At 60.2% G+C, this 24,528-nt stretch carries 30 protein-coding genes and 2 pseudogenes; 18 read left to right on the top strand and 14 right to left on the bottom strand.

Annotated elements, in window-relative coordinates:
* Window positions 1-55 precede the first annotated feature (55 nt).
* Genes R4P65_RS31290 through R4P65_RS31270 form a run of 5 tightly spaced genes read right to left on the bottom strand, consistent with a single transcriptional unit; the run spans window position 56 to window position 5,236 of the window.
* On the bottom strand, window positions 56-1,468 hold the full coding sequence (locus R4P65_RS31290; protein ID WP_317829428.1) for an FAD-binding oxidoreductase: 1,413 nt from the start codon (window positions 1,466-1,468) through the stop codon (window positions 56-58).
* Complete coding sequence (locus tag R4P65_RS31285) at window positions 1,461-2,504, bottom strand: acyltransferase domain-containing protein (RefSeq protein WP_317829427.1); 1,044 nt, start codon at window positions 2,502-2,504, stop codon at window positions 1,461-1,463. The genes R4P65_RS31290 and R4P65_RS31285 overlap by 8 nt, the downstream gene beginning before the upstream one ends.
* Complete coding sequence (locus R4P65_RS31280) at window positions 2,501-2,746, bottom strand: acyl carrier protein (RefSeq protein ID WP_317829426.1); 246 nt, start codon at window positions 2,744-2,746, stop codon at window positions 2,501-2,503. The genes R4P65_RS31285 and R4P65_RS31280 overlap by 4 nt, the downstream gene beginning before the upstream one ends.
* Window positions 2,747-2,780: 34 nt before the next feature.
* Window positions 2,781-3,980: a beta-ketoacyl synthase N-terminal-like domain-containing protein gene (locus tag R4P65_RS31275; protein WP_317829425.1), complete on the bottom strand. Its 1,200-nt coding sequence runs from the start codon at window positions 3,978-3,980 to the stop codon at window positions 2,781-2,783.
* The gene (locus R4P65_RS31270) at window positions 3,977-5,236 is read right to left on the bottom strand and encodes a beta-ketoacyl-[acyl-carrier-protein] synthase family protein (RefSeq protein ID WP_317829424.1); all 1,260 of its coding nucleotides are present in this window, start codon (window positions 5,234-5,236) and stop codon (window positions 3,977-3,979) included. Before R4P65_RS31270 ends, R4P65_RS31275 begins: the two co-directional genes overlap by 4 nt.
* 136 nt (window positions 5,237-5,372) lie before the next feature.
* Between R4P65_RS31270 and R4P65_RS31265 the strand changes: the two genes are divergently transcribed.
* From R4P65_RS31265 to R4P65_RS31255, 3 genes are read left to right on the top strand one after another with little or no spacing between them, the layout of a single operon-like run.
* Window positions 5,373-6,134 carry an SDR family NAD(P)-dependent oxidoreductase gene (locus R4P65_RS31265; protein WP_317829423.1) on the top strand — a complete coding sequence of 254 codons (762 nt, stop codon included), beginning with the start codon at window positions 5,373-5,375 and terminating at the stop codon, window positions 6,132-6,134.
* Between the two features lie 25 nt (window positions 6,135-6,159).
* The gene (locus tag R4P65_RS31260) at window positions 6,160-6,825 is read left to right on the top strand and encodes a class I SAM-dependent methyltransferase (protein ID WP_317829422.1); all 666 of its coding nucleotides are present in this window, start codon (window positions 6,160-6,162) and stop codon (window positions 6,823-6,825) included.
* Window positions 6,822-7,259, top strand: a complete 438-nt coding sequence (locus R4P65_RS31255; protein WP_317829421.1) for a nuclear transport factor 2 family protein — start codon at window positions 6,822-6,824, stop codon at window positions 7,257-7,259. Before R4P65_RS31260 ends, R4P65_RS31255 begins: the two co-directional genes overlap by 4 nt.
* Before the next feature lie 372 nt (window positions 7,260-7,631).
* Here R4P65_RS31255 and R4P65_RS31250 read toward each other — a convergent pair whose 3' ends face one another.
* Window positions 7,632-7,934 (bottom strand): hypothetical protein, encoded by a 303-nt coding sequence (locus R4P65_RS31250; RefSeq protein WP_317829440.1) that lies wholly within the window; start codon window positions 7,932-7,934, stop codon window positions 7,632-7,634.
* A gap of 204 nt (window positions 7,935-8,138) precedes the next feature.
* Window positions 8,139-8,429: pseudogene (locus R4P65_RS31245) on the bottom strand (site-specific integrase); the annotation flags it as partial.
* A 205-nt stretch (window positions 8,430-8,634) separates the two neighbouring features.
* On the opposite strand from R4P65_RS31245, the gene R4P65_RS31240 reads away from it, so the two are divergent.
* The 12 genes from R4P65_RS31240 (at window position 8,635) to R4P65_RS31185 (ending at window position 17,715) form a co-directional block, all read left to right on the top strand.
* Window positions 8,635-8,829: a hypothetical protein gene (locus R4P65_RS31240; protein WP_037121556.1), complete on the top strand. Its 195-nt coding sequence runs from the start codon at window positions 8,635-8,637 to the stop codon at window positions 8,827-8,829.
* Window positions 8,830-9,067: 238 nt separating this feature from the next.
* Window positions 9,068-10,312, top strand: coding sequence for a lipase family protein (locus R4P65_RS31235; protein ID WP_317829420.1), 1,245 nt, complete (start codon window positions 9,068-9,070; stop codon window positions 10,310-10,312).
* Between the two features lie 41 nt (window positions 10,313-10,353).
* Window positions 10,354-10,740, top strand: a complete 387-nt coding sequence (locus tag R4P65_RS31230) for a hypothetical protein (protein WP_317829419.1) — start codon at window positions 10,354-10,356, stop codon at window positions 10,738-10,740.
* Window positions 10,741-10,961: 221 nt separating this feature from the next.
* Window positions 10,962-11,189, top strand: a complete 228-nt coding sequence (locus R4P65_RS31225; RefSeq protein WP_317829418.1) for a hypothetical protein — start codon at window positions 10,962-10,964, stop codon at window positions 11,187-11,189.
* A gap of 219 nt (window positions 11,190-11,408) precedes the next feature.
* Window positions 11,409-11,723, top strand: a complete 315-nt coding sequence (locus R4P65_RS31220; RefSeq protein ID WP_317829417.1) for a hypothetical protein — start codon at window positions 11,409-11,411, stop codon at window positions 11,721-11,723.
* 15 nt (window positions 11,724-11,738) lie between these two features.
* On the top strand, window positions 11,739-12,125 hold the full coding sequence (locus R4P65_RS31215) for a hypothetical protein (RefSeq protein ID WP_317829416.1): 387 nt from the start codon (window positions 11,739-11,741) through the stop codon (window positions 12,123-12,125).
* A 592-nt stretch (window positions 12,126-12,717) separates the two neighbouring features.
* The gene (locus R4P65_RS31210) at window positions 12,718-13,305 is read left to right on the top strand and encodes a hypothetical protein (protein WP_317829415.1); all 588 of its coding nucleotides are present in this window, start codon (window positions 12,718-12,720) and stop codon (window positions 13,303-13,305) included.
* A 9-nt stretch (window positions 13,306-13,314) separates the two neighbouring features.
* Window positions 13,315-13,521: a DUF4231 domain-containing protein gene (locus R4P65_RS31205; RefSeq protein WP_317829414.1), complete on the top strand. Its 207-nt coding sequence runs from the start codon at window positions 13,315-13,317 to the stop codon at window positions 13,519-13,521.
* Between the two features lie 266 nt (window positions 13,522-13,787).
* Window positions 13,788-14,984, top strand: a complete 1,197-nt coding sequence (locus R4P65_RS31200) for a tyrosine-type recombinase/integrase (RefSeq protein WP_317829413.1) — start codon at window positions 13,788-13,790, stop codon at window positions 14,982-14,984.
* A 124-nt stretch (window positions 14,985-15,108) separates the two neighbouring features.
* On the top strand, window positions 15,109-15,600 hold the full coding sequence (locus R4P65_RS31195; RefSeq protein WP_317829412.1) for a hypothetical protein: 492 nt from the start codon (window positions 15,109-15,111) through the stop codon (window positions 15,598-15,600).
* Between the two features lie 138 nt (window positions 15,601-15,738).
* Window positions 15,739-17,448 carry a tyrosine-type recombinase/integrase gene (locus R4P65_RS31190; RefSeq protein ID WP_317829411.1) on the top strand — a complete coding sequence of 570 codons (1,710 nt, stop codon included), beginning with the start codon at window positions 15,739-15,741 and terminating at the stop codon, window positions 17,446-17,448.
* A gap of 123 nt (window positions 17,449-17,571) precedes the next feature.
* Window positions 17,572-17,715, top strand: coding sequence for a hypothetical protein (locus R4P65_RS31185; RefSeq protein WP_317829410.1), 144 nt, complete (start codon window positions 17,572-17,574; stop codon window positions 17,713-17,715).
* On the opposite strand, the gene R4P65_RS31180 is transcribed toward R4P65_RS31185, so the two are convergent.
* Both R4P65_RS31180 and R4P65_RS31175 read right to left on the bottom strand, forming a co-directional pair.
* Complete coding sequence (locus R4P65_RS31180; protein ID WP_317829409.1) at window positions 17,712-18,287, bottom strand: nitroreductase family protein; 576 nt, start codon at window positions 18,285-18,287, stop codon at window positions 17,712-17,714. The genes R4P65_RS31185 and R4P65_RS31180 overlap by 4 nt on opposite strands.
* A gap of 145 nt (window positions 18,288-18,432) precedes the next feature.
* Window positions 18,433-19,566, bottom strand: coding sequence for a hypothetical protein (locus tag R4P65_RS31175; protein ID WP_317829408.1), 1,134 nt, complete (start codon window positions 19,564-19,566; stop codon window positions 18,433-18,435).
* 314 nt (window positions 19,567-19,880) lie between these two features.
* Between R4P65_RS31175 and R4P65_RS31170 the strand changes: the two genes are divergently transcribed.
* Complete coding sequence (locus R4P65_RS31170) at window positions 19,881-20,435, top strand: DUF1109 domain-containing protein (RefSeq protein WP_317829407.1); 555 nt, start codon at window positions 19,881-19,883, stop codon at window positions 20,433-20,435.
* A gap of 115 nt (window positions 20,436-20,550) precedes the next feature.
* Here R4P65_RS31170 and R4P65_RS31165 read toward each other — a convergent pair whose 3' ends face one another.
* From R4P65_RS31165 to R4P65_RS31150, 4 genes are all read right to left on the bottom strand, one after another.
* The gene (locus R4P65_RS31165) at window positions 20,551-20,898 is read right to left on the bottom strand and encodes a hypothetical protein (RefSeq protein ID WP_317829406.1); all 348 of its coding nucleotides are present in this window, start codon (window positions 20,896-20,898) and stop codon (window positions 20,551-20,553) included.
* Window positions 20,899-21,111: 213 nt separating this feature from the next.
* Complete coding sequence (locus tag R4P65_RS31160) at window positions 21,112-21,681, bottom strand: hypothetical protein (RefSeq protein ID WP_317829405.1); 570 nt, start codon at window positions 21,679-21,681, stop codon at window positions 21,112-21,114.
* 62 nt (window positions 21,682-21,743) lie between these two features.
* Window positions 21,744-21,977, bottom strand: coding sequence for a hypothetical protein (locus tag R4P65_RS31155; RefSeq protein ID WP_317829404.1), 234 nt, complete (start codon window positions 21,975-21,977; stop codon window positions 21,744-21,746).
* A 76-nt stretch (window positions 21,978-22,053) separates the two neighbouring features.
* Complete coding sequence (locus R4P65_RS31150; protein WP_317829403.1) at window positions 22,054-22,371, bottom strand: hypothetical protein; 318 nt, start codon at window positions 22,369-22,371, stop codon at window positions 22,054-22,056.
* Window positions 22,372-22,609: 238 nt separating this feature from the next.
* On the opposite strand from R4P65_RS31150, the pseudogene R4P65_RS31145 reads away from it, so the two are divergent.
* Window positions 22,610-22,835 (top strand): annotated as a pseudogene (locus tag R4P65_RS31145) (TetR family transcriptional regulator); the annotation flags it as partial.
* Between the two features lie 17 nt (window positions 22,836-22,852).
* A complete protein-coding gene (locus tag R4P65_RS31140; protein ID WP_317829402.1) occupies window positions 22,853-23,284 on the top strand; it encodes a PaaI family thioesterase in 432 nt (143 codons plus the stop codon).
* A 489-nt stretch (window positions 23,285-23,773) separates the two neighbouring features.
* Here the strand turns inward: R4P65_RS31140 and R4P65_RS31135 are convergent, their stop codons facing one another.
* Entirely contained in the window at window positions 23,774-24,070 is a 297-nt protein-coding gene (locus R4P65_RS31135) for a hypothetical protein (RefSeq protein ID WP_317829401.1), read from the bottom strand.
* Between the last annotated feature and the right edge of the window lie 458 nt (window positions 24,071-24,528).

Genomic DNA, 24,528 nt, shown 5'->3' with positions numbered 1-24,528 from the left:
ACTCAACGGAATTGTGGACTGTGTTCTCCACCGGTCCGATCCCTGACTGTTGGGGTCAGCGGAATGAAAGCACGGAGTCTGTATGTTCGGTGGGCGCCGGGATGATGTTGGGATTGAGACGAAAGAAATTCTCCGGGTCGTAGATTCGCTTGATCTGTCGTAGACGGTGGTACTTCGCCGTGCCGTAGGAATCTGCGGTGCGACCGTTCTCCTCGGGGTTCATGAAATTCACGTAGCCACCGGAGAGGAACGACTGGATATCCGAGTAGCCGTTGCGCGCCCAGGCAATGTTGGTGTCGTCCTTCGCGGGGTCATTCCATGCGGAGGCGAAACTCAAGACGTAGGGCAGATCTCGGTTGTGGTAAGCCGTGGCGTCGGTGGGCACCCGCCCCACTGCTGCGCCGAGATACAGCAGTTCGAGTTGTGAGAACGGTGATGTGATCTGTGCGCCGTAGTGCACGGCCTTGTCGATCAGTTCGTCGGGCAAAGTTGCTGCGTATCCGCTCTTGGTACAGATGCGTTCCGGTACTACAGCACCGGGGAAAGCGTAGGCCTGCACTCCGCGGTACGGCATGGTTGCTTTGGTGACCCCGAAGCAGGGAGCGGTGGCGACGATGTCCTCGATTGCCGCTTCACCGTCGACTGGATTGCCGATCCAGCAGGCCATAGCGCACAGCATGGGAGTGCCCCACAGTTCTTTCGGCAGTTCCGGTAACGGGGGTGCAAGCCGGAGGTAGAACACCCAAGTAAGTTCGTCTGGCGCGGTGGGCATGTAGTCGCGCCACGTGGTCAGAACCTGCTTCGCGTCCTTGAGTGAGAAGTACCCACAGAAGAATCGGATGGGCCCCACTCGGTGTAGGGCGAAGTCGAACTCGGTGACGACTCCGAAGTTCCCTCCGCCGCCCCGCAGACCCCAAAACAGGTCGGGATGGTCGCTCGCGCTAGCAGTTACGACCTCTCCGGACGCCAGCACTACCTGCGCCGAGTTGAGGTTATCGATCGATAAACCGTACATGCGACTCAACCATCCGAAGCCCCCGCCGAGCACGAGCCCTCCCAGACCGGTGTGCGAAACCACACCTGCGGGTGTTGCGAGCATGTGTGCTTGCGTTGCGGTGTCGAAGGCGCCCAATAGACAGCCTCCTTGAGCTGTGGCGGTTTGAGTATCTGGGTCGACGGTTACCGCTGACATTCGCCGGAGGTCGATGACGAGTCCGCCGTCGACAGTGGAGTGGCCGGCCATCGAGTGTCCACCACATCGGACTGCAACAGGTATCTCTTCGGACTGCGCCCATGCAATCGCTGTTTGCACGTCTTCAACGGATGTGGCCTGAGCAATCGCCAACGGGTGGCGATCGATCATTCCATTCCACACCTTCCGCGCACGCTCGTAACCGCGATCTGCGGGAGTGATCACCGGTCCGTTCATTCCTGAAACCAGGGCTTTAAGGCCGTTGGAGCTAGGCATCCTTGAGTCCTTTCGACGTGCCGGTCGTTGCTCGGTTACGCAGTTCTTTCAACGCCGCTGCCAACGATGCGTTGTCACCGTCTTTCACCCTGCGTGCGGGAATCACTGCTATGCAGTCGCTTTCACCGGATGCGACTGCTTGGGTGCGTCGCGCCAACGCGGTCAGTGACTGGCCGGGTCCGCATTCGATCAGTGTGCACGGGCCGTCGGCGAGAAGTGCGCGTAGCGCGGGGCCAAAGAGCACCTGGCGGGCTGGTTGTCCGAACCAGAAATCTGGTTCAGTTGCTTGCTCCTCTGTCAGTGGTCCACCGAGGTAGCCCGAGTACATCTGGTTGCGAGGCGCGCGCAGGCGATTTCGAAGCGACTCTCGCATCGGGAAGTACTCCGCTGCAGGCGGCAAACGATTCATCAGAGGACTGTGGAACGGTTGCAGGGCATGGACATCGGCACATGTCACGGCGTCCCGGAGAAGGCGGCGCTTGACCTCGCGCAGGCCATGTCGGCTTCCGCAAACCAAGACCTGGCGTGGGCCGTTGACTACACCCACAACCACATCGGCTATCCCGTCGAGTTGCTCTCGTACTTGCTCAGCCGATCCTGCCACTGCAAGCATTCCGCCTGCTGGTGCGTGCTGGTACCGGCGAACGAATCCGGACAACATCATCAACGCGTCGGCGAAGTCGAACACATCTGCTACGACTGCAGCCGCGATCTCACCAACGCTGTGGCCGAGCACTGCGTCCGGGCGGACCCCTGCGCTGATCAGGGTCCGCGCGATGGCGTAATTCACTGACAACAGAAGTGGTTGGGCGCGGGTGATGTCATGAAACAACGGTCCTGGGTTGGGTTGCAACCACACTTTGCGCAGAGCTGGATCGTCGAGAATCTCGAACGCCTCGTTCATTATGCTGGTGAATACTTCGTCGACTCCGTACAGGTCAGCCGCCATACGGGGATGTTGAGATCCCTGTCCTGGAAACAGGAAAACATTTCGCCGCGACGGGACTGAGCCCGCGGGAACCGCACTCGATGTCATCGCGAGATGTTGTCGTTGACCCATCGCAACAGTTCTTCCGGGGTCACGAAATCCCACAAGGTCTCGTCCGGAATGACCACGCCGTGTGTGCGCTTGAGTTGGGAGCAGGTCTCCATCAACGCAAGGGAGTCGAACCCGAGTTCAACGAAGTCGGTTGTTTCGAAACCTTCACCGAGAGTGATTGATTCGTCCTCGCCGGCGCTGGCAATCATGGCCTTTCGGAGCTCTGTTGCGGTCAACATTTATTTCGTCCACCCTTCGACGTTGGAACCATTTTCATTTCTGGACAATTACTGCGGAGATAAATCCGCCAGCGCCTCGAGCGACGACCAACGCAGTCTCGAGGGAGCCATGTCGGGCCTGCCCACATACGAGATCGATGGGAAGGTCCGTCGAGGAGACATTCGGGGTGGGAGGAACGATGCCGCTGCCCAGTGCAAGCAAAGCCGTCACGACGTCCAATGGGCCAGCTCCAGCCATTACACGGCCGGTACCACTTTTCGGTGCGGTCACGGCAACCTTTCGGGCACCGAAGATGGTTGCCAGCACTTCAGCCTCTGCTTCGTCGGCGGCGCGAGTGCCTCCAGCGTCAGCGAAGACGACATCTACTTCTGCCGGAGCGATTCCGGCATCTGCCAACGCTGTGGTGATGGCATGATGCAGCGGTCGAGTGTACGAGTGATCATCGCGGGGGTTGAACGCTGAGGCGTACCCGGTGATGCGCCCGTAGTTGTCGGCTCGTGCAGTGTCCGCTGTTTCCAGGACCAGCATGGCACCACCTTCGCCGGCGACGTAGGTGTCGGCGCCTTGGCTGAACGGCAGATAACCCTGTGAGGGAACGCGAGTGGTGGCCAGGGTTCCGGTTCCTTGGTGTGAGACCCATCCCCAAGGATCGAATGACGATTCCATGCCGCCGGTAATCGCCAGAGAACATCGCCCGGCCTTAATATTTCGCCGTGCATGTCCGAGAGCGTCAAGTCCTCCAGCTTGCTCGGCCACCAAAACAGCCCCGGGCCCTTTGGCCCCGTGCCGGATGGATATTTGGCCCGTGTTCACCGCATAGAACCAGGCGAAGCATTGGTAGACACTGACGCTTTCGCGCCCTTCCGTCCACAGTCGTTGCATTTCCTTGTGGGAGAACTCGAACCCCCCGGTTGCGTTCGATGTGACCACCGAGCAGTCGAAAGGGTCTCTTTGGGTCAAATCCACCTGAGCGTCGACGATTGCACGCTCGGCAGCAACGAGGGAAAGTTGGGTGACTCGATCGGTCTGTTTGATCAGACGGCCGGGTAGGTGGTCCTTCGGATCGAATCCGGTGATGATTCCCGCTAACGCTGCAGCGTACCTGCGGTCGTATTCGGGCAGCACTTGAATTCCTGAGTGTCCGGCAATTGTGCGTTGCCAGTACTCGTCGACAGTCATTCCTGTCGGAGCAAGAACATCCACACCGGTTATCACACAGTCATTTCCGTTCATGCGGATACCTTTCGCAACACCATCGCACTCTGGAAACCTCCGAAGCCACTCCCAACGGTTAAGACGGTGCTTAGCGCGGCCTCCCGTGCCGTCAGCGGCACATAATCCAAATCACAGAGAGGATCCGGTTCGTGCAGATTGGCGGTGGGGGGTACGAGGGAATCCCGCATAGCCAGGATGCAGGCTGCGATCTCGATCGATCCGATGGCCCCGAGTGAATGTCCAACCATCGATTTGATGGAACTGACAGGAACCCGAAACGCATGTGTTCCCAGACTTCGCTTGATCGCAGCAGTTTCGTGGATATCGTTCTGTTTGGTTCCGGACCCGTGAGCGTTTACGTAGTCGATGTCGCCGGCAACAGCTTGTGCTGACGCCATCGCTCTGTTGATGGCCACCGTCATCTCTTCACCTTCGGGCGTCAAACCTGTCATGTGGTGAGCGTTACAGGTAGAGGAGTAACCAGCGATCTCGCCGAAAATCTGCGCCCCTCGTTGCCGTGCGTGCTCGAACTCTTCGAGGACAAACATGGCCGAACCTTCAGCGATGGCAAACCCGCTGCGCCGACGGTCGAAAGGTTTGGCTGCAGTAGCGGGGTCATCATTGTCGGGTGTCGTTGCGCGAATCGCGTCGAAGCACGCGACTGCGATGGGGGTGATCGGAGCATCGGTGGCCCCTGCCACCATCACGTCAGCCGAACCCTCTTCGATAAGAGTGGCGGCATGCCCGATCGAATCGATTCCGGACGTACATCCAGCCGAGATGACACTGACAGGCCCCTCCGCGTCGACGACCTGGGCGACTTCCCTCGCGATCGAACCTGGAGTGAAGTAATCGAAGAGATGTGCGGAAGCGTAGCGCTCGTCAACAAACCACTCCGTGCCGTCATCGGAGAGCACCACGTACTCGTTTTCCACACTGGTGGCGGACCCCACCGCATTGCCTACCGTCACTCCGACACGTAGTCGATCGATGTCGGCGCCGATACCCGCCTGCTCGATTGCCCTGCGGGCGCATACAACTGCCAACATCGAGGCTCGGTCGAGACGCCTTGACTCGCGATGGGTGAGCCCCATCGTGAGCGGATCGAAGTCGATCTCACCACCCACCTGGGACCTGAAGGGTGCAGGGTCGAAGGCGCTGATGCGGCGGATCGCTGTGCGCCCTGCCGTAATCATCGACCAGAAACCCTCGGTATCGATCGAACCGGGCGCCAGTACCGACACCCCTGTCACAACCACTCGACGACGATTCACACCCTCACTTTGGTGCCGGGATCTCCAGATCATGTCGAGATGTCGTCGCGGTCCCTCCCGAACGAACTTCGAATCGATCTGGACTCCCGGTGCACAGCCTGGGCAAGACAGGTTGTCGATGTGGTTCGGAGGAACTATGGGTGGATTGGCACTGGTAACTGGTGGAACAAGTGGGATCGGGTACTCGTGTGCCCTGCAACTCCAGAACGCCGGCTTCGATGTCGTCGTTACAGGCCGAGATGAATCCAAACTCGACAGAGCAATCGCCTCGGAACCCGGGCTCACCGGGTACGTGAACGACGTCCGCGACCGCGCCGCAGTGCACGATTTGGTCACCACAATCGTCACCGACCACGGACCGATCGAGGTTCTGGTCAACAACGCCGGCCGCGGGGGCGGCGGCCCGATCACAACGATCACCGACGAGTTGTGGCTCGATGTGATCAACACCGACCTCAGCAGCGTGTTCTGGGTAACACGGTCCGTCCTCGCTCAATCACCGAGCATCCAAAGCACCACCGGGCGCATTATCAATATCGCCTCGACCGGAGGTAAGCAGGGCGTCCCCTTCGGCACTCCGTACTCGGCCGCCAAAGCTGGAGTCATCGGCTTCACCAAAGCCCTCGCCAAAGAACTCGCGCCCAGCGGGGTGACCGTCAACGCCGTCTGCCCCGGTTACGTTGAGACTCCGATGGCCGTGTCCATCCGCGAGTCCTATGCCGAAATGCAGGGTGTGCCCGAACACCAGGTGCTCAAGGAATTCGAATCCAAAATCCCGTTGGGCCGCTACAGCACGCCCGACGAAGTCGCTGCCATGGTCACCTATCTCGCGGGCCCTTCCGCCGCCTCGATAACCGCACAGGCGATCAATGTTTGCGGCGGACTTGGAATCTACTGAACTTCACACACCGAAAGCGGTCCACATGAGCACACCAGATACCACAGACCACGGCCAGGCTTTCTATCACACAAACCGCCTCAATGGCTACGACCTGGTTACCGTCAAAGCGGCCAATTACCTACTGTGGCGCTGCCCTCCCACCCGCCTGACCGAGCACTACGACAAGAATGTTTCCGGACGACATCTCGACATCGGCCCAGGCTCGGGGTACTACCTCGATCACTGCACTTTCCCGATACCCGATCCTTCGATCACCTTGCTCGACCTCAACCCTGACCCTCTCACTTTTGTCAGCCAACGGATATCGCGGTACCACCCGACCACAGTGCAAGCCGACCTCCTCGGCGACCTTCCTCCCATCCCGAACGCACCCTTCGACTCAATCGCTCTGAACTACGTATTGCACTGCCTCCCCGAGCACCCGTCCGGACGCCAAGGAGTCTTTGCGCGCATCAAACCTCTGCTCTCACAGGGCGGCGTGGTCTTCGGAAGCACTGTCGTTACCGGTGGAGCACCGGCGACATTTCTGTCTAACGCATTCAACGCGCTGTACCAACGCATGGGCGCATTCCACAATCAAAACGACACCGTCGACGCCCTCCACTCCGCGCTCGGTCAACATTTCGAAGACCATGTTCTCGAAATTCGCGGCAGCGTAGTACTTTTCACGGCTCGGAGGCCTCGATGACGGGACACATACCGGCCCAACTTCACACCGACATCAGTTTGTTCTACGCGCGTCACATGCGCGCGATGGACGAAGGTCGCGTAGCAGATTGGACCTCCGATTTTACCGAAGACGCCATCTTCATCACCAACGCACGCCCGGACCACCAAATCGGACGCTCACAGATCGCGCAGGGCGCCCACACCGCTGCGCAAGCACTCAACGACGTCGGCGACCGACGCCGGCATTGTCTGTCCAACCTCGAGGTACACAGAGTCAATCCTGAAAGCACAGACATCCGCGTCCACAGCTACGCGTTGATCGTCCGAACTCCGCCCAACGGACCATCAGCCACCGAGTTCTTGTGTACATGCACCGATGAACTAACCACCATCGACGGACGGTGGCTAATAATGCGACGCCGTGTAGAACGCGACGATTTGTGTGGTGAGTAGGTACTGAGCAGGCATGCACCGTGAAGCCGCTGGGCACCTTTCGGTGCCAGCGGCTTCGTCATATCTACCGGACGTCAATAACTTGCACATCGGACAACGGCGTGTCAGGATCGCTCGTCATCCGAAAGGCGGCGGTGTGGCGCAGGTCGTGAATGGTCCAATTGGATCCCAACATCGACTGCGCCCATGAGAAGATCGCGCGCGCTTTCGAATACGACAGCTGCCGCCACGTCATCCGCAGGGGCTCATTGCCGTCGCGAGGGGCATCCTTTCCCCATGCCTCTTCTTGTTGATAGATCCGTAACCACACGAATGCATCTGGCGACGCCGACAACTGTTGGACCTCCCAGGTCCTCTTCCTTGTTACGGTGATCAATTGCTGCCCGGGCCCGCACTCTTCTGGCACATCGACAGGAGCTCGTCGGCGCGGGCACCAGTCGAGACCCAAAAGGCCAACATTGCCCGATCTCGGTTAGAGGACAACCTCGCGAATAGTTCGTTGAAACGATCGTCGGGAATGCGCTTCGGTATCCGTTTCGGAACTTTGAGTCGGTATCGGCCCTTCCGCTCGTTACGAAACGGATCCTGCGGATCGTGATGCGCGTTCGACCGAAAAGCACGGGGCGAGCGATCCACCGGGAACGGATTGACGACCGGCCCAGCACCGATGCTCATCTGAAAATCGTAGAACGCCCGCAACACCGTTTCCGCGTGCGCTCGAGTGGCCGGGGAGAATTTCTGTCCCTGCCGCGGCTTGCCGGTGACCTCGTTGACCACCCAATGACCACTCTTGGTCGCGTTGCCCCCCACAGGTGTTGTGCCGGAGACTTTTTCGCCACGCCTCCGCCAGTGTTCACGCCTGGGTTTATCCGCAATCTTCATCCAACGCGCAAAATCACGGCCCTCCGCGGGAGTGGCTCTCTCCCATCCCACGTCGACCGCTGCGAGAAATCTCCACCACCGCAACAAGTCATGCCCGTACGATCGGATCGTCGCCGATGACCGGTCACACGCGTGAAGTTCCTCGAAAAATATTGTCGCAGTGCCGATTACCTCACCTGACGCATCGAGCAACCGGTACGGCTCCGCTTCGGAACCTGTCGAAATCAGCCGCCCCACGTCGGGAACGACAAGCCCTGCAAGATCAGCCCGGCGCGTCTCGCTGCACATACTGAGGAAAGTATCAGCACACACCCTGACCTGCAATGATGCGATTCGTTAGTTCAGTTAATACGCCAGCGCTCCCCCGTCGGTGGATTGCCGAGTGTGGCGAGCATCGGCGGCACTGGCTTTCCCGTGGCGGGACTCATCTGTCCACTGTGCGCGGGTTTGTCCTGCTTCGCGGCTGTTTTCGGGAGGTTGAGACACTGTCGATATGACTCGAACCCCCGCCCCGGACGAGGGCTGGACTCCACCGCCTGACGAGGGTCAGGCTGGAATGGTTCTTCTGCCGAATGGTTGGTGGGGATTTCGGTACAAGGCTGGGGTGAGGCCACTCATCGTGGAGAAACCGGAAGAACGCGACGCACCGCCGGACACATCCGCCGGGTTCGATCATCCGGATCACTGATCCTAGAGGTCTATAAATAGCCTTTCACCTGGGAAGACGACACGTCCCCTCGCCCCTCTCCGGGCCTTCGGGCTGGGCACCCGCTCGTCCCTCGGATCAGGGGACACCCCGTTGAGTTCAACACCCGATTTCGGACACGATGCGCAGGTCATCGAGCCGCTCGATGACTCACCCGGCCAGTCGCGCTCGTGCGTTCGTGAGCGATGCACTGCGCTTGGACTTCGACGAAAGCTGAGGAATGCGCCCCATCGCCCCGCGATCACACGTCCGAACTATCGCTGCTCTTCTGGCCGCTTGTGCGGCCGGCACCACTGCGGTCGTTGCCGTCGCCCCGGCAGCGAGTGCGTCGCCGATCATCTACCCGGCCGCGTTGACCGACAGCTTCTACGCCTCGCCCGCCGATCTGGCCGACCACCGACCTGGTGACGTGCTCGCTGCGCGGCCGGTGTCGGCGCCGGCAGGCTTTCTCAACACCGATGCGGTGCAGCTGAAGTTCCGGTCGACGAATTCTGAGGGCCGCCCGATTGCTGCGGTGACCACGGTGCTTTCACCTCGCGGCGCCGCGCCGGGTCGGCCGTTGTTGTCGTATCAGCACATCATCAATGCTCTGGGGCTCGGCTGTGCGCCGTCGACCGCGATGTACACCGACGACCCGAAGCTGGCGATCCGCGAAGCCCCTGGCCTGAACGTCGCCATCGCGAAGGGATGGTCGGTGTCCATCTCCGACCATCTCGGCCCGTCCAGCGCCTACGGGGCGGCCAAGCTCGGCGGACAGATCACCCTCGACGGCATCCGCGCCGCGCAACGATTCGACGCGCTCGGCCTCGGCGCGAGCCCGGTCGGGATGGCCGGCTACTCCGGCGGCGGAATGGCGACGGCGATGGCCGCGGCGATCGCCCCGGTCTACGCTCCGGAACTCGAGCTCGCGGGCAGCGCCTACGGCGGCGCTCCGATGAACATCGACAAGATGGCCAAGGCCCTGGGCCAGCAAAAACACCCGGCATTCGGGTTGGCAATGGCCGCGGCGCTCGGCCTCGAACGTGAATACCCAGACCGTATGCCGATCACGAGTCAGCTCAACGCTGCCGGGCAGGAACTGCGTGATCAGATCGCCAATGCCTGCACCAACGAGATCATGTTGTACGGCGCCGGCCGATCCCTTGCCGATGTCGCGGATCCTGATGTCGGGATGGCGCTACTCGACAGCGCGGACATTCAGGCCGTGTTCGCCGACAACAGCGTCGAAGACGTTGCTTCGGTTCCCAATGCCCCTGTGTACGAGTGGCATTCCGGAACCGATGTCCTGATCCCGGTCGAGGCGATCGACTCGACAATGGCGCGGTACTGCGAAGCCGGGGTGCCGGTCACTTCCGATGTGGTCTCCGCACCCGACCACCTCTCTGCGGCGGTGATCGGCTTACCCGGCGCACTCAAATTCCTCGACGACCGCTTCGCCGGCATCGCTCCGACCACGAGCTGCTGACACCCATCTCCGATCCCCCACCACAGAGAGCAGAGCGCATCATGAGCATCGCAACACGATCCTCCCCCTCGACGTTCACGGCATGTGCCCTCATGGCCGGGCACCGCGTGCAGTTCGTTCAACCGGCAGACCTGTGGTGGACCGTCCGTGCGGTATCCGAGGACCACCAATTCGTAGTCCTCACCAGGCCAAACCCCGAAGGCGAGGGCGTCATCTACATAATCATCGACAACAACCGCGGTGTTCGAGGACCGGCCAGCATCTGGGGGAACGGCTACGAAACCGACGATCAGATAGCCCGATCCCTCAGCGACCTCGTCGATGGAAGATCGGAAGTCAGCCGCCGGCCATCGCGATGGGAAGAGACGCGCATCGCCGCGGTACTGCTGCCCGTGAGTCCGCCGAGCGTCGACGGCGAGCAACGATGACGATGACGTCGCCATATCTGAGCTGCAACGGGTGTGGAATCACCACCGAGGAGAACGAAAACGGTTGCGCTGAAACCGAATCCAGCCTGCAACGAGGGTGGACGCATGCCAGGGACGAAAGCTACTGCCCTATCTGTGCTGATGTTCGGTCACAGACGTGGCCGGACACCGAGGCAACGGATGGAAAGGCCGAGTCCATGATTCCGAGAGAAACCCCCCGAGTGCGCGAAACAACGATCAGGGCAGGAGTGGCCGGCATCGCAGGCGGGTTCGCACTCGCGACCATCTTTCTCGCATTCACCCCGTACCGTGCTGGTGTCGCCTGCGGCGTGTTCCTGGCCGTGGTGTACGCCGTCGCGTTGGCCATCCTCTGCGCCCCCCGAGATCCGGCGCGAGGCAAAGACCCGGCGCACGCGCGATTGACCGAACCCGTGGCGTTAACTTGCTGACAAGTCGGCAGTTGAACACCTCCCGATGCCCCGGCGACGTCGCCGGGGCATCGCCGTATCCGGACTCTCGCATCTTTGTGCAAAACCGGAACACGTACAGGTCAGCGGACCGCAGAGCACCGCACACACGCCCCGGACTCGCGCGCGTCGCTCCCGCTGCCTGACCGGGAGTTCGTGGCACAGTGGCATCGACAGCCATTTCACAAGGGGGAGCACTACATGTCAGATGTCTACTACAACCAGGTGATGCACCCGCTGTTCAGCGGATACTTCGAGACGCTGCCGGAAGTCCGCGAGGTACTCGAAGAGAACAGACTCGAACTGAAGGACGTCTCACCAGAGCACCGAGAGTGGAGGCTCGTCGAGAGCTACCTCGATGAGGGCGGCCTCGCCGACAGGTTCCACAGGCTCCGTTACCTCGACGAGGACGAAGATGGTCCGGCCGAGCGCTGGGCCTTCAGTTACTCCACGCCCAACGACGTGCTCTTCAATGGCGTTCTCATCCGAGACCTGGAAACTGGTGAATGGGACTAGAATTCGCCGGTCGTCATGACTAACCGGCTTCACCCCGAGTATTGGACAAGTCCGGAACTCATCGAACTCGCCGAGCAGGTCGTGGAAAACACGCGTGGCAGTGTCAACGATCAGTCCGAGATGACGAAACAAGACCGCGCCAGGGTACGTGCGGAGGTCGCTGCCAAAGAGGCGGCGGAACAAGCCGAGGCGGACACCATCGCTCGTGCGAATGCACCGCGCAGCCTGTGGCAGCGCCTGACCGCACCTCTGTTCGGAACCGCTGACCCTCGGATCGACAGCACACATCTCTGCCCGCACGGTGCGCCGTGCGGGCAGTTCTATTGTGCGGCACTGACCGCATCGGAAGTAACCCATAACCACAGGTCCAAGCCTGTTTTACCGTCGCCGGTGGTGGCGTGAATTTTGACGCACCCCAGCTTGTGCACTGCCGGCCATTGACCATCGCGGACAACCATCAACATCATCCGTTCTGGATGCTTGATGCAGCTCGTTCGAGACCCATAGGTAAGGGTGCGACATCGCAATAACAGCTGCGGAGATCCCTCTCAATGAAGCAAAGGGTTTTCGCAGATCGCACGATTTGAAAGCCGCAGGTTACATTTCAAGAACAAATCCGGCCGGTTTGTATTTCGCGCGTCGAAGACAAAAAGAGATTGATGCAGGTCAACATACCTAACCGGCGCGCGACATGCCTGACCACTCTATCGTGTGTGTCCCAATAGGGACTTTCATAACCATTGCTAACGATTGGTCTGTCCCTTACCCTTCGGTTGAGCGTGGCGACGGTGGCATCGTCCCGCTCATGGGGGTCTCATTTTGGGGAGAATCTCCCGTCCATGGGCCCTCCCTTCAGAAGCCAAATAGGCTGACATTCAATGTAAGTGAGAGGAACGAAATGAAATTTCGTGCCGTAGCGCTATTGCTGTCAATCGGGCTCGCAACGATCGCAGGGACACAGTCTGCTCTCGCCCAGCCTGCTGACAGTTCAGCGATGAGCCCCAGTCTGACTGTCGCCCTGCAGGACGCCACTACTGACAAACCTATCGACGATGAAGCGCTCCGATCGACGTTGACGTCGCGATCGCAATCTGAGTTCGCAACGTATGCCGTTCTGGGAGAGGGTGAATCATACGAGCTGACGCACTCGAGAATCGTCGAACGCCACGATGGCACCTACCTGGTGTCGGTACCGATCACAGGCGCGGAATACGGCAGTTCCATGTCCGTTCTCCTCGATTCCAAACTGAACCCGGTCTCTACTATCCAGATCAGTCTTCACGAAATCGACGAGAACTCAGGCACAGTCGAGATGTTCGTCGACGGCGACCAGACGTTCTCTCAGGTGGTCACAGCGCCAGAAGAATCGAATACGCCACAAGCGCGGGGGATGAACTGGGGGGATCTCAACCGGTGCCTCTCTGCGGCAGGTATTTCAAGTTGGGCAATCGCCGGGCTGAGTGTTCTCTGTGGTGCGGCATGCGCAGCGACCGCCGGGGCTGCTTGCCTGGGATGCATCGCCGTCGCCGGAGGAATCGCCGGTGGCACTGTCGGTGGCTGCGTCGCGTCGGCCTGGCACTAGAGTCCGATCATGACCAAGAATTCGTTTCGTATCGTCAACGGACTCTGCATGGCACTGGTAGTAGTTGGTGTGATGTTGCCGATCATGGTCAAAGGCAGCACCACCGGGATCATCGGATGGTCAATTGCGTTGATTGCGTTGGTCATCTGGCTGTCCTCGGCGTTGCTCTCACGCCGTGCGGCTCACAGCGAGGACCCTACGTCGGATCGACCCTAGCCAAGCTCGACACGTCTGAATACAACGAATGGCCCCACCACTCAGGTTCGGTTGAGTGGTGGGGCCATTCGTATGTGATGACAGAGACCGGCAAAGAGAGATGAGCGGGGTATAGGGCGAAGGGTGGATGCCGTGACAAGCCGGATCGAAAAGAGGATCTGGTCCATGGTCAGCCGCCGAACCATGGCTACAACAGAGCCACTGTCCGTCAGCCCTGTTAACTGCACTAAAGATGGGTATCCTGCCGCCGAGGACAGGGGTGCGCAATGGACGAGGTACGACGTCAGGTGTTCGAAGGTCGGATCGAACTGCCCCGGATCGGCGAGGTGCGTCGAACCATCGATGCCGCCAGGGTTCCCTATTCGGTGCTCGTGAGCGGATACGAAGTAGAACCGATCACGACCTACCTGTGGAGTCTGGCGCTTTCGGATGTCAGCCCCCTGACCGTCCGGTCCTACGCACACGATCTGCTGCGTTGGTGGACAGTGCTCGCGGTGGTGAGTGTGGAGTGGGACCGCGCCTCGCGTACCGAAACTGAACTGATGGTGGGGTGGCTAAGGACAGCAGTGAACCCGCAACGACGACGAGCTGATCTTTCTGCCGCGCAACCGGGTTCGGTCAACCTTCGAACCGGAAAACCTGTACTCGCAGCAGGGTATGCGCCGTCCACGATCAATCACGCTCTCACCGTGGTGTCCTGCTTCTACGAGTTTCACCTGACATACGGGCGCGGTCCCCTGGTGAATCCTGTGCCGTCGTTGGATCGAGGACGTCTGCTAGGGCACCGCAGCCCAGTCGACCCACTCCCTCGGTTCCGGCGAGCTCCGCTCCGTCAGAAAACGACTCAGCGTGCGCCGAGATCCATTCCGGACCGATTGTGGACTGAATTGTTCGCGACGATGACCCACGACCGAGATCGTGCGCTGCTGGCATTTGCGGTCTCGTCCGGAGCGCGCGCCAGCGAACTACTGGGCGTACTCGGAGAACGGGTGAACTGGGGTGCGCAACAGATATGGGTGGTCTCGAAAGGCAGCCGGGAGCTCTCGGCGGTTCCGGGATCTCCGGAAGCATTCGACTACCTGGCACGATACTTCGATCGGTGTGGGACACCACGCCCACACGAACAGATCTGGCGCACTCTGCGCGGCAATCGTCGTCCGTTGACCTATTCCGCGCTGCGCCGAATCATGCAGCGCAGCAACGAAAAGTTGGGTACGAACTGGACTTTCCACGACATCCGGCATACGGCTGCAACGAGGATGGCGAACGATCCACATTTAACTCTGCCAGAGGTTCAGACCGTCCTGCGACACCGCCACTTGTCGGCCACAGAGATCTACCTGCAACCTCGGATCGAGGACATGCACGACAAGTTGCAGGAGCATTTCAGCAAGTCTCGTCCGGAGCGGACCTACACAGCTGGGTATCGAGACGAGGACGTGCGGGCGGTGTTCGGTGGTTGAGATACCGGTAAGCCGGGCCAGGCGGACCCAGGAGCAACGACAGACGATCCGAACCACCCGATTCTCGAGACCTGCAGTCATCGCTGAGCCTGCGGCGCCACGCTCTATGCATCAATATGGGGATTTGACCAGCGCACCGATCGAGACGATCTGCGTTGTGGCCAAGCGGGTATGGCCGATGCCGATGAGTAGCCGCAGGACTCGCGATCGTGGTCTCCGCAAGATGGCTGCCTACCTGGATAGGTATCCGGGTATGACGTGGCAGCAACGATGGGAGGCTAGCGATTTGAACGCTACGCCTGCCGCAGACGTCGCTGGAACCGGGAATGCGGCGCGCGCTGAGTTCAACCAGGGTGCGGCAGCATTGTTCTCATTGTGGGTTGTCCAACCGGGGCTTGCAGTGTTCCGCTCCAACAGGTTTACACGATATTCTGCACATTTCATTGCGGCGGAGAGCGATCCATCGTTGGATGCGTACGTCCGCGCGGTCAACAGCACCTCGGTCAGTGACGTGTTCCAGCGCTGGGCAATCTTCGATGTGTGTGTCGCACTGACAACTCAGGGCATACCGTTCGCGGACCTGACACATGAGGCGTTCATGCACTATGCGGTATAGACTCGCGAATCCACCAGCCGTACCGGTCTCCATATCGGTAAATACGTCGGACATCTCGCCTGGCACGTCCTGCACTCGATGGGCCAGTTCCCTGCCGCCTCCCCAAGCACGTTGCGGGGTGCTCTGCGGGCCCCACAGTTGACGACCATCCAAATGGTCGATCAGTACCAGATCCGGGATCCGCGGATACGGAAGCTGTTCGTCGACTACCTCGACCGGCGGTGCGCCCAAGTCAGTTATTCGACGCTGTCGCGACAGGCGCACATCGTTCTCAAGGTGTTCTGGAAGGCTGTCGAGCTCATCAACCCCGATCAGTCGACCCTGCTCAGGACTGAGGAGATCTACCTCCAGTGGCGCGCCACCATTGCGTTCCGAGAGGACGGCGAGGCTCGGGCGGACCAGATGGACATACTGACCACCGTGCGTGCCCTCTATTTCGACATCCAAGCGTGGGCCGTTCATGAACCACAGCACTGGGCACAGTGGTCAGTGCCCTGTCCTATCCCTCGCAGCGACATGCGTGGTCGCGCCAAACACAAACGCCGAGTACGAGAACGCACCCACGACACGATCCGAGTCCTCCAACCACTCCTACCTGTACTGGTGGATTACGTGGATTCACAATACGAGTACTGGCGCGATCTACTCGAACAAGGATCCGCGGCGAACGAGAACGAACACTTCACCCTCCGAGACCGCCAGGACACCCGAGTCCATTCCCGCGAAGACACGCGTTTGATTCGTATCGGTGACGCACCCAGGGTGCATGTCAGAGACGAAGCGACAGGAAGGCGGATCGACGTCAAACGCCAGGAGGATTCCGCCTTTTGGACGTGGGCGATAGTGGAGACCTTGCGGCACAGCGGACTGCGAATCGAAGAACTGACCGAACTCTCACATCTGAGCGTGCGCCAATATCAGAGACCGAACGGGGAGGTCATCGCCTTGTTGGTGATCGCCCCGTCCAAGACGGACCGAGAACGGGTCATCCCGATGTCGGCGGAGCTGTTTCACATTGTTGCGTGCATGATCCGGCGCATCACAGCGGGCCGGAAGTCGGTGCCGCTCGCTACCCGCTACAACGACAATGAGCGTCTTACCAGCGATCCGCAACCGTTTCTGTTCCAGCGCCACATCGGTCAACGAGTCGAGGTCATGACCACCGGATCAATCGGTACACGGCTACGAGCGGTGTGTGAAGAACTCGCTGCAACCGATCCTCGGTTCGCAGGAGTTCATTTCCGGCCGCACGACTTTCGTCGTTTGTTCGTCACCGACCTCGTCAACAACGGCTTGCCGATTCACATCGGCGCCGCGCTGCTCGGACACCTCGATCTGGAAACCACCCGCGGTTACGTCGCTGTCTTCGAAGAAGATGTCACCCGCCACTACCAAGCCCACCTACAACGTCGAAGGGCGATGCGCCCGGCCGAGGAATACCACCCCGTCACCGCCGAAGAATGGGCGGAATTCGAAGCGCATTTCGACAAACGGAAGGTCGAACTCGGCTCGTGCGGACGTCCGTACGCCACACCCTGCTCCCACGAACACGCTTGCATCCGCTGCCCGATGCTGCACGTGCACCCGAAAATGATCCACCGACTCACCGAAATCGAAAACGACCTCATCGCCCGCCGTGAACGCGCCGACTCCGAAGGCTGGCAAGGCGAAATCGAAGGAATCGACCTCACGCTCACCTATCTCCATGCCAAGCGCGATCAAGTCAGCCGACAGCTGCGCCACAGCGTCGACGTCGGAATCCCAACATTGCGGAAAAGCAGTCGCGACTCGGGACACCAGGACCTGATTTCCGCTCCTGACTGTGAGGGCGTGAATAGGCCCCGCTAGACGGCTTCACCACGACTCTCCCTGCGCCTCACCGGTGGTGTTGCAATGGTTTGATCTGGCCTCAAGATGGTTGGTTGCGAACATCGCAGTCCACGACCGCAAGGGTGGTGTCACAGAGGGATCGTGGATGGAGCGGTTCGCACAAATCCGGCCACCGTCGGCCGACTCGTCTACCCCGGCGCCAACATCGATACCGGCACCCACTCCTCCCTGATTACTCACACCGAACCCACCCGGCTGCACGGCACCCGCACGGTCATGACCTAGCAGAAACCCCGGTCCCGGGCCCACGTCAACTCGTCTCTTGTTCGCCGCTCACGCGAAACACCGGGAGCATCGCCAGCGGCATGCGCGGCGACACCGAAGGCCGTCATCGACGTCACCTCCCACTCACGCGGCACACCGAAATCCGAGGCAACAGCATCACGATCGAACGCACGGAACTGATGAGCATCAACCCCGATCGCCATCGCCTGCAACGTCATATGCGCAACCGCCTGACCAAGGTCATATCGCGAGAACTCCGAATACTCCCAATCGGTCTCCTCGACCAGAACACGCGCCAGATTGACGACAAGGACCGACGCATCGGGTGCCCACCGCAACGAGCTGCCCACTAAGTGCCGAACAACCCGAGCATGCACTCGATCGCCTCGGCGCCCGACGATGAAGGCCCAAGGCTGCGAGTTGCCCGCAGACGGCGCCAACCTGCCAGCATCCACAATCGTGTCGACCACTACGTCACTGACCACGGCATCTCGATCGAACTGCACAGGGCTATGCCGATGCAGAATCGCCGGATGGACCACCGGAACAACCGGCACCTCACACAGACTCATCTATCCAGTGTGACAACTCCACTCACCGACGCCAGTTTCAGGAGACACCTGCACGTCTTCCCGGAGGTCTGCCGCCAAGGGCACTCGACTTCTGACCTTTACGTTCAGAAGTGCACTGCGCCAGCTGGTTTGACCGAAACGGTGACTACTCGGCTCGATGGGGTGGCTGCCCGAATACGCGCACCCATTGATTTCCGTCTTCGTCGCCGAAGGAGATGTCTACCTGCACATCGCCTTCACCCTCGAACAGGTACACGACTGCGGCTTGCTGTTCCGCAGTCAGCACCTTGGGGAACGAGTCAGGCAGAGCCGCCTGGACCTGCGCATTTAGCGCGGAGAACTGTGGTGAAGCGACGAGATAATTGGTCATCACGCCCGCATACGGGCTAAGGCCACCCGGTGGAATCGCACCGACCATCCCTGGCATCGACTGAGCGTGTTGGCTGACACTGTCCAATGTTCCCTCCAGCGTCGCAGGTAAGAGCTCTCGGAAAAGCTCAGCAAGAGGTAGTCGCCCCTTCGCGGGTTCGCATGTGAACGTCGAGCGGTTCCCCAACTCGTCAACTACGTATACATCGACGACCAGATGCGTGATCGGGCCTCGGGTGCCGTTGTGGACGGTGACCGTCCACAGTCGTTTTCCCACCGGGACTTTCTCTGCAGAAGCGGTGACAGCGCGTACTCGACCACTGTTGCTCCCCGAGTCGGATGCCGCGTAAGAGATCTGAGTGATGTTGTCCCGCCCCACACGCAGATCTTGTTGTGACGACGTGAAGCTGTGGTGCACGGAGGTGGTGTCGCTAGTTGCCGCCGAGCTAGCGGAGGGCTGAACGGATTCGGCGGCCACCACTCCGCTGATTCGGATTGACCCATCGGTAGCCACGTCCTGGGCAACGACTCCGCTCCCGCCGCGGACGTTCACATCGGTGATTTCGATGTCGCCCATCGCTGACACGCGAGAAAGTCGCACACCCACTTTCTCAGCGGTCTCCGGAGCATTGTCAGCGACCACACGCACAACGTCCTGAGCCAGTACTTCGAGATCGGAATCCTCCCCGGCGCCGGCCGACGCGAGCTTTTTGGCGAGCAACTGCCGCCGTAGTTCCTCGTCAGGCTCGGCCTCGAGTCCCTCGACTTCGGCCGACACTGATGCGTACCGCTCTCCGAGATACCGCTTCAACGCACCATACGAGTCGACCACAGCGTTCTTGGCTGTTTCACGAGCACCTTCGGATGCACCCAGAGCAACCGCAACCGCGACGAGAGTCAACGGATCCATATCTCCACCTCCCAGAACGTCGAACCGACTGGCCGACCGTCGATACGTGAACCTAGCCGAGCACTACGACAAAGCCCTGCGAAAGTCTGCACAAACCGGCCACCGTCCCGGCGGACCCACAACCGGGGACGGGATTGCAGTACTGCGCAAGGTCAAAAGTGGGCTATCTCGGCTTTTCAAGACTCCGTGTACTCCGGATTCACTTCGCCTACACAAGAAGAGCCCGAACCTAGCAACTTCGACCTGCGGTACGGTCGGGCATGTCGTCGATCCCTCTTGCCTCCCGTCACCGACCCCCGGGGTTGTTGACAGCGGTGTGCACTGGACTCTTGTCGCTCGGCATCGTCTTCGCCGCCATCGATTGGTGGCCCGGCGCCGGGCACCGAGTGGACGAACTCACCAACCTGCTGATCTTGCTGGTACTCGGGGTTTTACTTCTTGTCACCGGGATCGTCTGGGCAGTGAAGACTTTCGGCATCGTATGCCGCGATCGCCGATGGTCATGGAGGATCCTTCCGGCACCGTCCATCGTCGTGGTGGCGCTCGTGATCGCGCTGCTGGTCCCCAAACCCTCATTCCAGTCCTCCCGCGAAGACTTCGAGATGGCCGTGCGGAATCTTCCGAACACATCGGAACCCATCTCGGACAGTGACGTCCACGTCGGCCCGTTCACCATGTCGAGGATCACCCGGTATCCCGCGGGGACTGTCTACTTCTACCACGCTGATCAGGTGCGATTCCGGTCGATCGGCGGTTGGGTGTATTCACCCGACGGGCCGCCAGCTGGCGACAAATATTACGAGAAGTTCGAAGTCACCCATATCGACGGCCCGTGGTACGAATTCCGTGGCAGACAGCCGAACTGGTAGGACACAACCGAGACAACACCGAAGGCACAGACCCACACATCATCGCAGTTCGGCAAGGGCCACTGCCTACCACACCGATCCAACTCCCCTCATACGGAGACATGATCACAAGGCGTCAAATGTCTTGTCGCCCATCGGAATCTGATCGTCTGATGTAGGCAAAACCGGCCGGATCGATGGGACGCTCCGGTACCTGACGAAGTGTGTTGACTATCGTCATCCACCGACTGCGGTCGGCAGTCAACACGCGGAGAGCCCCGCGTCGGAAAACTACGGCAAGTTCTCCCCCATGATCCGAATGCTCTGGCTCACTGAACTTTCGGATCTCAGCTTCCGTGCCCTCGATCTCGGTCTCAATGGCGGCCAAGACTTGTTCGGCGACGTCAGCTAGCTCCTCTCCTACCGGAAGTGCGCTGGCAAAATTGCCTGCTGCGGCCTGAAGTTCCTTACCTTGTCCCTGCATCCGTTCATTGTCCACCAGAGATCAAACTTCCCTGGTAGGAACTCGGCGCGACGCGACCGTCGATACTTCATCCGGGTGGTGCACACGTTCCCCCGGTCGCTCGAACGTATTCAGAGCGTTTCTGCGGGTTTCGGTGTGCGTTTTGACAATCAACCAACCGGCCGATTGTCGTCGTAATGAGAGAAGCTCACCTACTCGGGTGCCGCCGCTCGCCTACTCAGGTGCCGCCGACTTCCACACCTGCAATAGATAGCTTTCTTGAATGGACGAATTCACATCGTTTTGATTCGCTAGCCGCCCTCGGGTGGACACCCGCACGGTGTACGTACCCGGGCCGTCGGAGGTGATCGGCCGTTCGAAACCTCTCGCATACGAGAACGAATTCAGGTCGTACACGTACATCTGACCGTCGGTGGTCGAGAATTCGAGATCGAACGATTCTTCCCAACCATCTTCGTCGACTGGTAGCGAATGCGTAGAGCTGGCGGTGACCTCCACGCGGGGTCCGTACTGATTTCCCGTGTGGATAATGACGACGTCCTCATCTGCGGACGCGCCTACGCGCATGTCTTCGGCCGAGAATATTGAGTAGGGCAGTTGTGGCATACCTGTAGGGCCTTCTGGCCACGACCTGATCGGCCCCGCGATCATCAGTTGACCATCAGGGGTTTCCACTGAACCCGACTGGACGTAGCGGTTGCCAGAAGACTCCCTTTCGTTTTCGTCTGCTGAACAGGCCGTTAGCGCTCCGGCCGCAATCAAGATCGTCCAGGCTGCACCCAACGAGATTCTCATGCTTCCCAGCCTGCCATGTCGGAGCTCGCACCTAGTCGGATAGTCCTTGCTTAGTGCAGAGAACTGAGGCGTGCCCACGCATAGAGGTCACCGGGCATGGTTCCCTCCAACCGGAGTCCGCCCGCGAGCACTCGTAGTGGCAGCCGGTCGGGTCGTTGCGCGTTCTTGGCCAGCGGCAGGGCACGGTTCATCTCCACCACGACTGACTTGGGTTCGGTGAGCTGGTGCAGCGTCGGAGTCAGTGGCCAGGGTTCGCGCCAGCCGGTGAAGTCGGGTGCGGTCATAGTGCCTGTGGAAGCGGTAGCGGTGCGGACCGTTCGGGCGTGTGGGGGTTCCATCCCACGACGCCATCTGTGGCGCTCAGATCGAATCTGGCGGACCGTGGGCGCACTCCCCTGCCCCACTTACTTCCACATCGACGGAAATGCCTGTGATGCGGCCGTAGCCCTGCCCGATCCCCGTATAGCCGGCCACATGCGAGTCGATGCGGATGTCTGCTCCGTCCCACCGCCCTTCCGTGGCTACAAGGCACGCGCCCTTGCTGCGCACACGAGCAACCACAGCGCGTGCTCGGGTCGGCGGAACCGCCGCGCCGGCAAGGCCGAGGACAACGAGATCCATCCCGTCCAGCAAGATCGCTGCCACGTCGATCGCGGCTGCACCCGGGGAGGGAATCAAGGCACATTCTCTAGGGGTGTAAATCTGTTCGTCGCCGCCAACGCGAAGACTTTGCAGCTCAGAGGCTTAGGTGTGGACGCAACAGATTGCCAGAGGTGTAGTACAGAGTGCCTCGAATGGTCTAGGGGCTACTCGATCGCAGGGTACCCACATCCGTAGGGGACCGGTCTTGCGATCCGCCGACTCTGACATTATTGTTTGTCATACAAACAAGTAGTTGAGGTGATGATGCACAACTAGAACGGTCGGCGCCGCGCGTGCGACGCGTGAAGCGGGGCAAGCAAACTCGTATGGCGCTGTTCAACGCAGCCGCTGAGCTGCTCCTTGAGCAAGGCGACAGCGTGTCCATCGCGCAGATCTGCATCGCCGCCTGCGCCCATCCCAACCAGGTGACCTACTACTACGGCTCCAAAGAGAAGCTCTTCGTCGAGGTGGCGTGTGCAGCCGTTCTGCGCGCGGGCAGACCAGAGAGGTGACACACATGTCTGATATGACAGAATTTGCGAACAAAATATTTTCCTCACAGCCTTTCAGCAATTTTATTGGCGCAGAGTTGGATCACGTTGGAAAAAACAGTGCCCAAATATCGGCAATGATGCGGGAAGACCTTCGGCAGCAGCACGGATATGCACACGGCGGCGTGATCAGCTACCTGGCCGACAACAGCCTGACCTTTGCTGGGGGGCTCGCCTTAGGCGGGGATGCGCTGACTGCTGAGTTCAAAATAAATTATGTCAGCCCCGCTCGGGGAAAGAAGTTGATCGCCCGGGCGAGTACGTTGTCATCTGGCTCACGGCAAGCCGTATGCCAAAGTTTGATCTATTCCGTGGACGAGGAAGGTACAGAGTTGCTGTGCGCTGCTGCCCAAGGAACAATCGTCGCAACCAGTCCAACACCGCGTGAGGGAAACTGAAGGCACCGTCACGTTAGTCGAAAAATATAGCGGCACATATGGTTTAGGACATGCCACCACGGGGCGGCGGGCCGTTCACCTTCACACGTCGGCGGTCGCGATGACATCCTGCCAGACCGCGAAACGGTCGTCCATCTGCCAGAAAGGGAGATCCGGTCGAACGACGTTCCTCGCAGACCGGATCTGCACCCGATGAAGGCTACGTGACTTGCTGTCCGACAAGCTCATTGCGCCAGACAGCGACAATGTCGGAACGCAGGGCAGAAGCGCCCTGAACTGTGGCCGACTGCTTCGTAGGATCTGGTTGCAGAATCGGCCACATGGTTGGCGTTCTGTGCGCACCAAACCATGTCCGAGCACCCAGGCGTGGATCACCTCCGCAGGAAGGCCGTATCCGCGTCGTGCAGCGCGAGCAGGATGCTGACGACGTCGCGTTTCTCGTAACCTGCCTTGACCGTGTAAACCCCCTCGGAACCAAATACGAGACACTCAGATTCTGTTCATATTCGCAAAGAGTTCGCGGTTGGCTGTACGGGCTGCGCCGAGTTCTTGATCGCGTTCTTCGAGGCGGCCGGTGAGGTCGACTACCTGTTGCTCGAGCGTGGTGATGCGGCGTTGGAGTTGTTCGACGTCGGCGGGTGCGCCGAGCCCGGACTCGCGCCAGACTTGTTGCCCGAGCAGTTCGGAGGGTTTCCGCTCCAGGACCGCGTTGTGGGCGGCGAAACGGGCGATGCGTTGTTGCGCGTTGGCGAGGTCCGCCTGCAACGATTCCCGTGTGAATCGCATGTAAGTGTTTGTAGTGGCCGGCCCGGGGCTGGCTGACAGGATAGGTGTCGTCGCTACAACGCCGTGTGACTCATGAATCGCTTTGCTCCTTCGGGGTGCACTGGCCGGGGTTTGTCCACTCTGTTGTGGTGGCGACGCCGGTCCGGTCTTGCTTCGGTGGCTTGATTTCAAGCCTGCCCGACCTCGTTGCCGCGAGGTCGTGGCCCGTTACAGGCCTGCCTCGAAGTGCTCTTTCCGGGCCGACGCCGACAACGACGTCGCCCATCGGAAAGGACATCCGTCGCTATGCCTATCGTCGCAGATAACTACGAAATCGTCATCGGGGTCGATACTCACGCCGCCGCCCACGCGCTGTGCGTCGTGGCCGCCGCAACTGGTGCGGTGCAGGACAAAGCAAGTTTTCCGGCAAGCCCGGCGGGTCTTGATCGGGCCCGCACGTGGATTGCACGCAGAGTAGG

The sequence above is a fragment of the Rhodococcus sp. IEGM 1318 genome, from assembly GCF_033142465.1.
Lineage (GTDB): Bacteria > Actinomycetota > Actinomycetes > Mycobacteriales > Mycobacteriaceae > Rhodococcus_F > Rhodococcus_F qingshengii_B.
This window is presented reverse-complemented; position numbering and strand designations above follow the sequence as displayed.

Coding starts and splice junctions, on each gene's coding strand:
- R4P65_RS31290 (WP_317829428.1), bottom strand. CDS start 1,468: ATGCCTAGCTCCAACGGCCTTAAAGCCCTGGTTTCAGGAATGAACGGA.
- R4P65_RS31285 (WP_317829427.1), bottom strand. CDS start 2,504: ATGACATCGAGTGCGGTTCCCGCGGGCTCAGTCCCGTCGCGGCGAAAT.
- R4P65_RS31280 (WP_317829426.1), bottom strand. CDS start 2,746: ATGTTGACCGCAACAGAGCTCCGAAAGGCCATGATTGCCAGCGCCGGC.
- R4P65_RS31275 (WP_317829425.1), bottom strand. CDS start 3,980: ATGAACGGAAATGACTGTGTGATAACCGGTGTGGATGTTCTTGCTCCG.
- R4P65_RS31265 (WP_317829423.1), top strand. CDS start 5,373: ATGGGTGGATTGGCACTGGTAACTGGTGGAACAAGTGGGATCGGGTAC.
- R4P65_RS31260 (WP_317829422.1), top strand. CDS start 6,160: ATGAGCACACCAGATACCACAGACCACGGCCAGGCTTTCTATCACACA.
- R4P65_RS31255 (WP_317829421.1), top strand. CDS start 6,822: ATGACGGGACACATACCGGCCCAACTTCACACCGACATCAGTTTGTTC.
- R4P65_RS31250 (WP_317829440.1), bottom strand. CDS start 7,934: ATGAGCATCGGTGCTGGGCCGGTCGTCAATCCGTTCCCGGTGGATCGC.
- R4P65_RS31240 (WP_037121556.1), top strand. CDS start 8,635: ATGACTCGAACCCCCGCCCCGGACGAGGGCTGGACTCCACCGCCTGAC.
- R4P65_RS31235 (WP_317829420.1), top strand. CDS start 9,068: ATGCGCCCCATCGCCCCGCGATCACACGTCCGAACTATCGCTGCTCTT.
- R4P65_RS31230 (WP_317829419.1), top strand. CDS start 10,354: ATGAGCATCGCAACACGATCCTCCCCCTCGACGTTCACGGCATGTGCC.
- R4P65_RS31220 (WP_317829417.1), top strand. CDS start 11,409: ATGTCAGATGTCTACTACAACCAGGTGATGCACCCGCTGTTCAGCGGA.
- R4P65_RS31215 (WP_317829416.1), top strand. CDS start 11,739: ATGACTAACCGGCTTCACCCCGAGTATTGGACAAGTCCGGAACTCATC.
- R4P65_RS31210 (WP_317829415.1), top strand. CDS start 12,718: ATGAGCCCCAGTCTGACTGTCGCCCTGCAGGACGCCACTACTGACAAA.
- R4P65_RS31205 (WP_317829414.1), top strand. CDS start 13,315: ATGACCAAGAATTCGTTTCGTATCGTCAACGGACTCTGCATGGCACTG.
- R4P65_RS31200 (WP_317829413.1), top strand. CDS start 13,788: ATGGACGAGGTACGACGTCAGGTGTTCGAAGGTCGGATCGAACTGCCC.
- R4P65_RS31180 (WP_317829409.1), bottom strand. CDS start 18,287: ATGAGTCTGTGTGAGGTGCCGGTTGTTCCGGTGGTCCATCCGGCGATT.
- R4P65_RS31175 (WP_317829408.1), bottom strand. CDS start 19,566: ATGGATCCGTTGACTCTCGTCGCGGTTGCGGTTGCTCTGGGTGCATCC.
- R4P65_RS31165 (WP_317829406.1), bottom strand. CDS start 20,898: ATGCAGGGACAAGGTAAGGAACTTCAGGCCGCAGCAGGCAATTTTGCC.
- R4P65_RS31155 (WP_317829404.1), bottom strand. CDS start 21,977: ATGACCGCACCCGACTTCACCGGCTGGCGCGAACCCTGGCCACTGACT.
- R4P65_RS31140 (WP_317829402.1), top strand. CDS start 22,853: ATGTCTGATATGACAGAATTTGCGAACAAAATATTTTCCTCACAGCCT.
- R4P65_RS31135 (WP_317829401.1), bottom strand. CDS start 24,070: ATGCGATTCACACGGGAATCGTTGCAGGCGGACCTCGCCAACGCGCAA.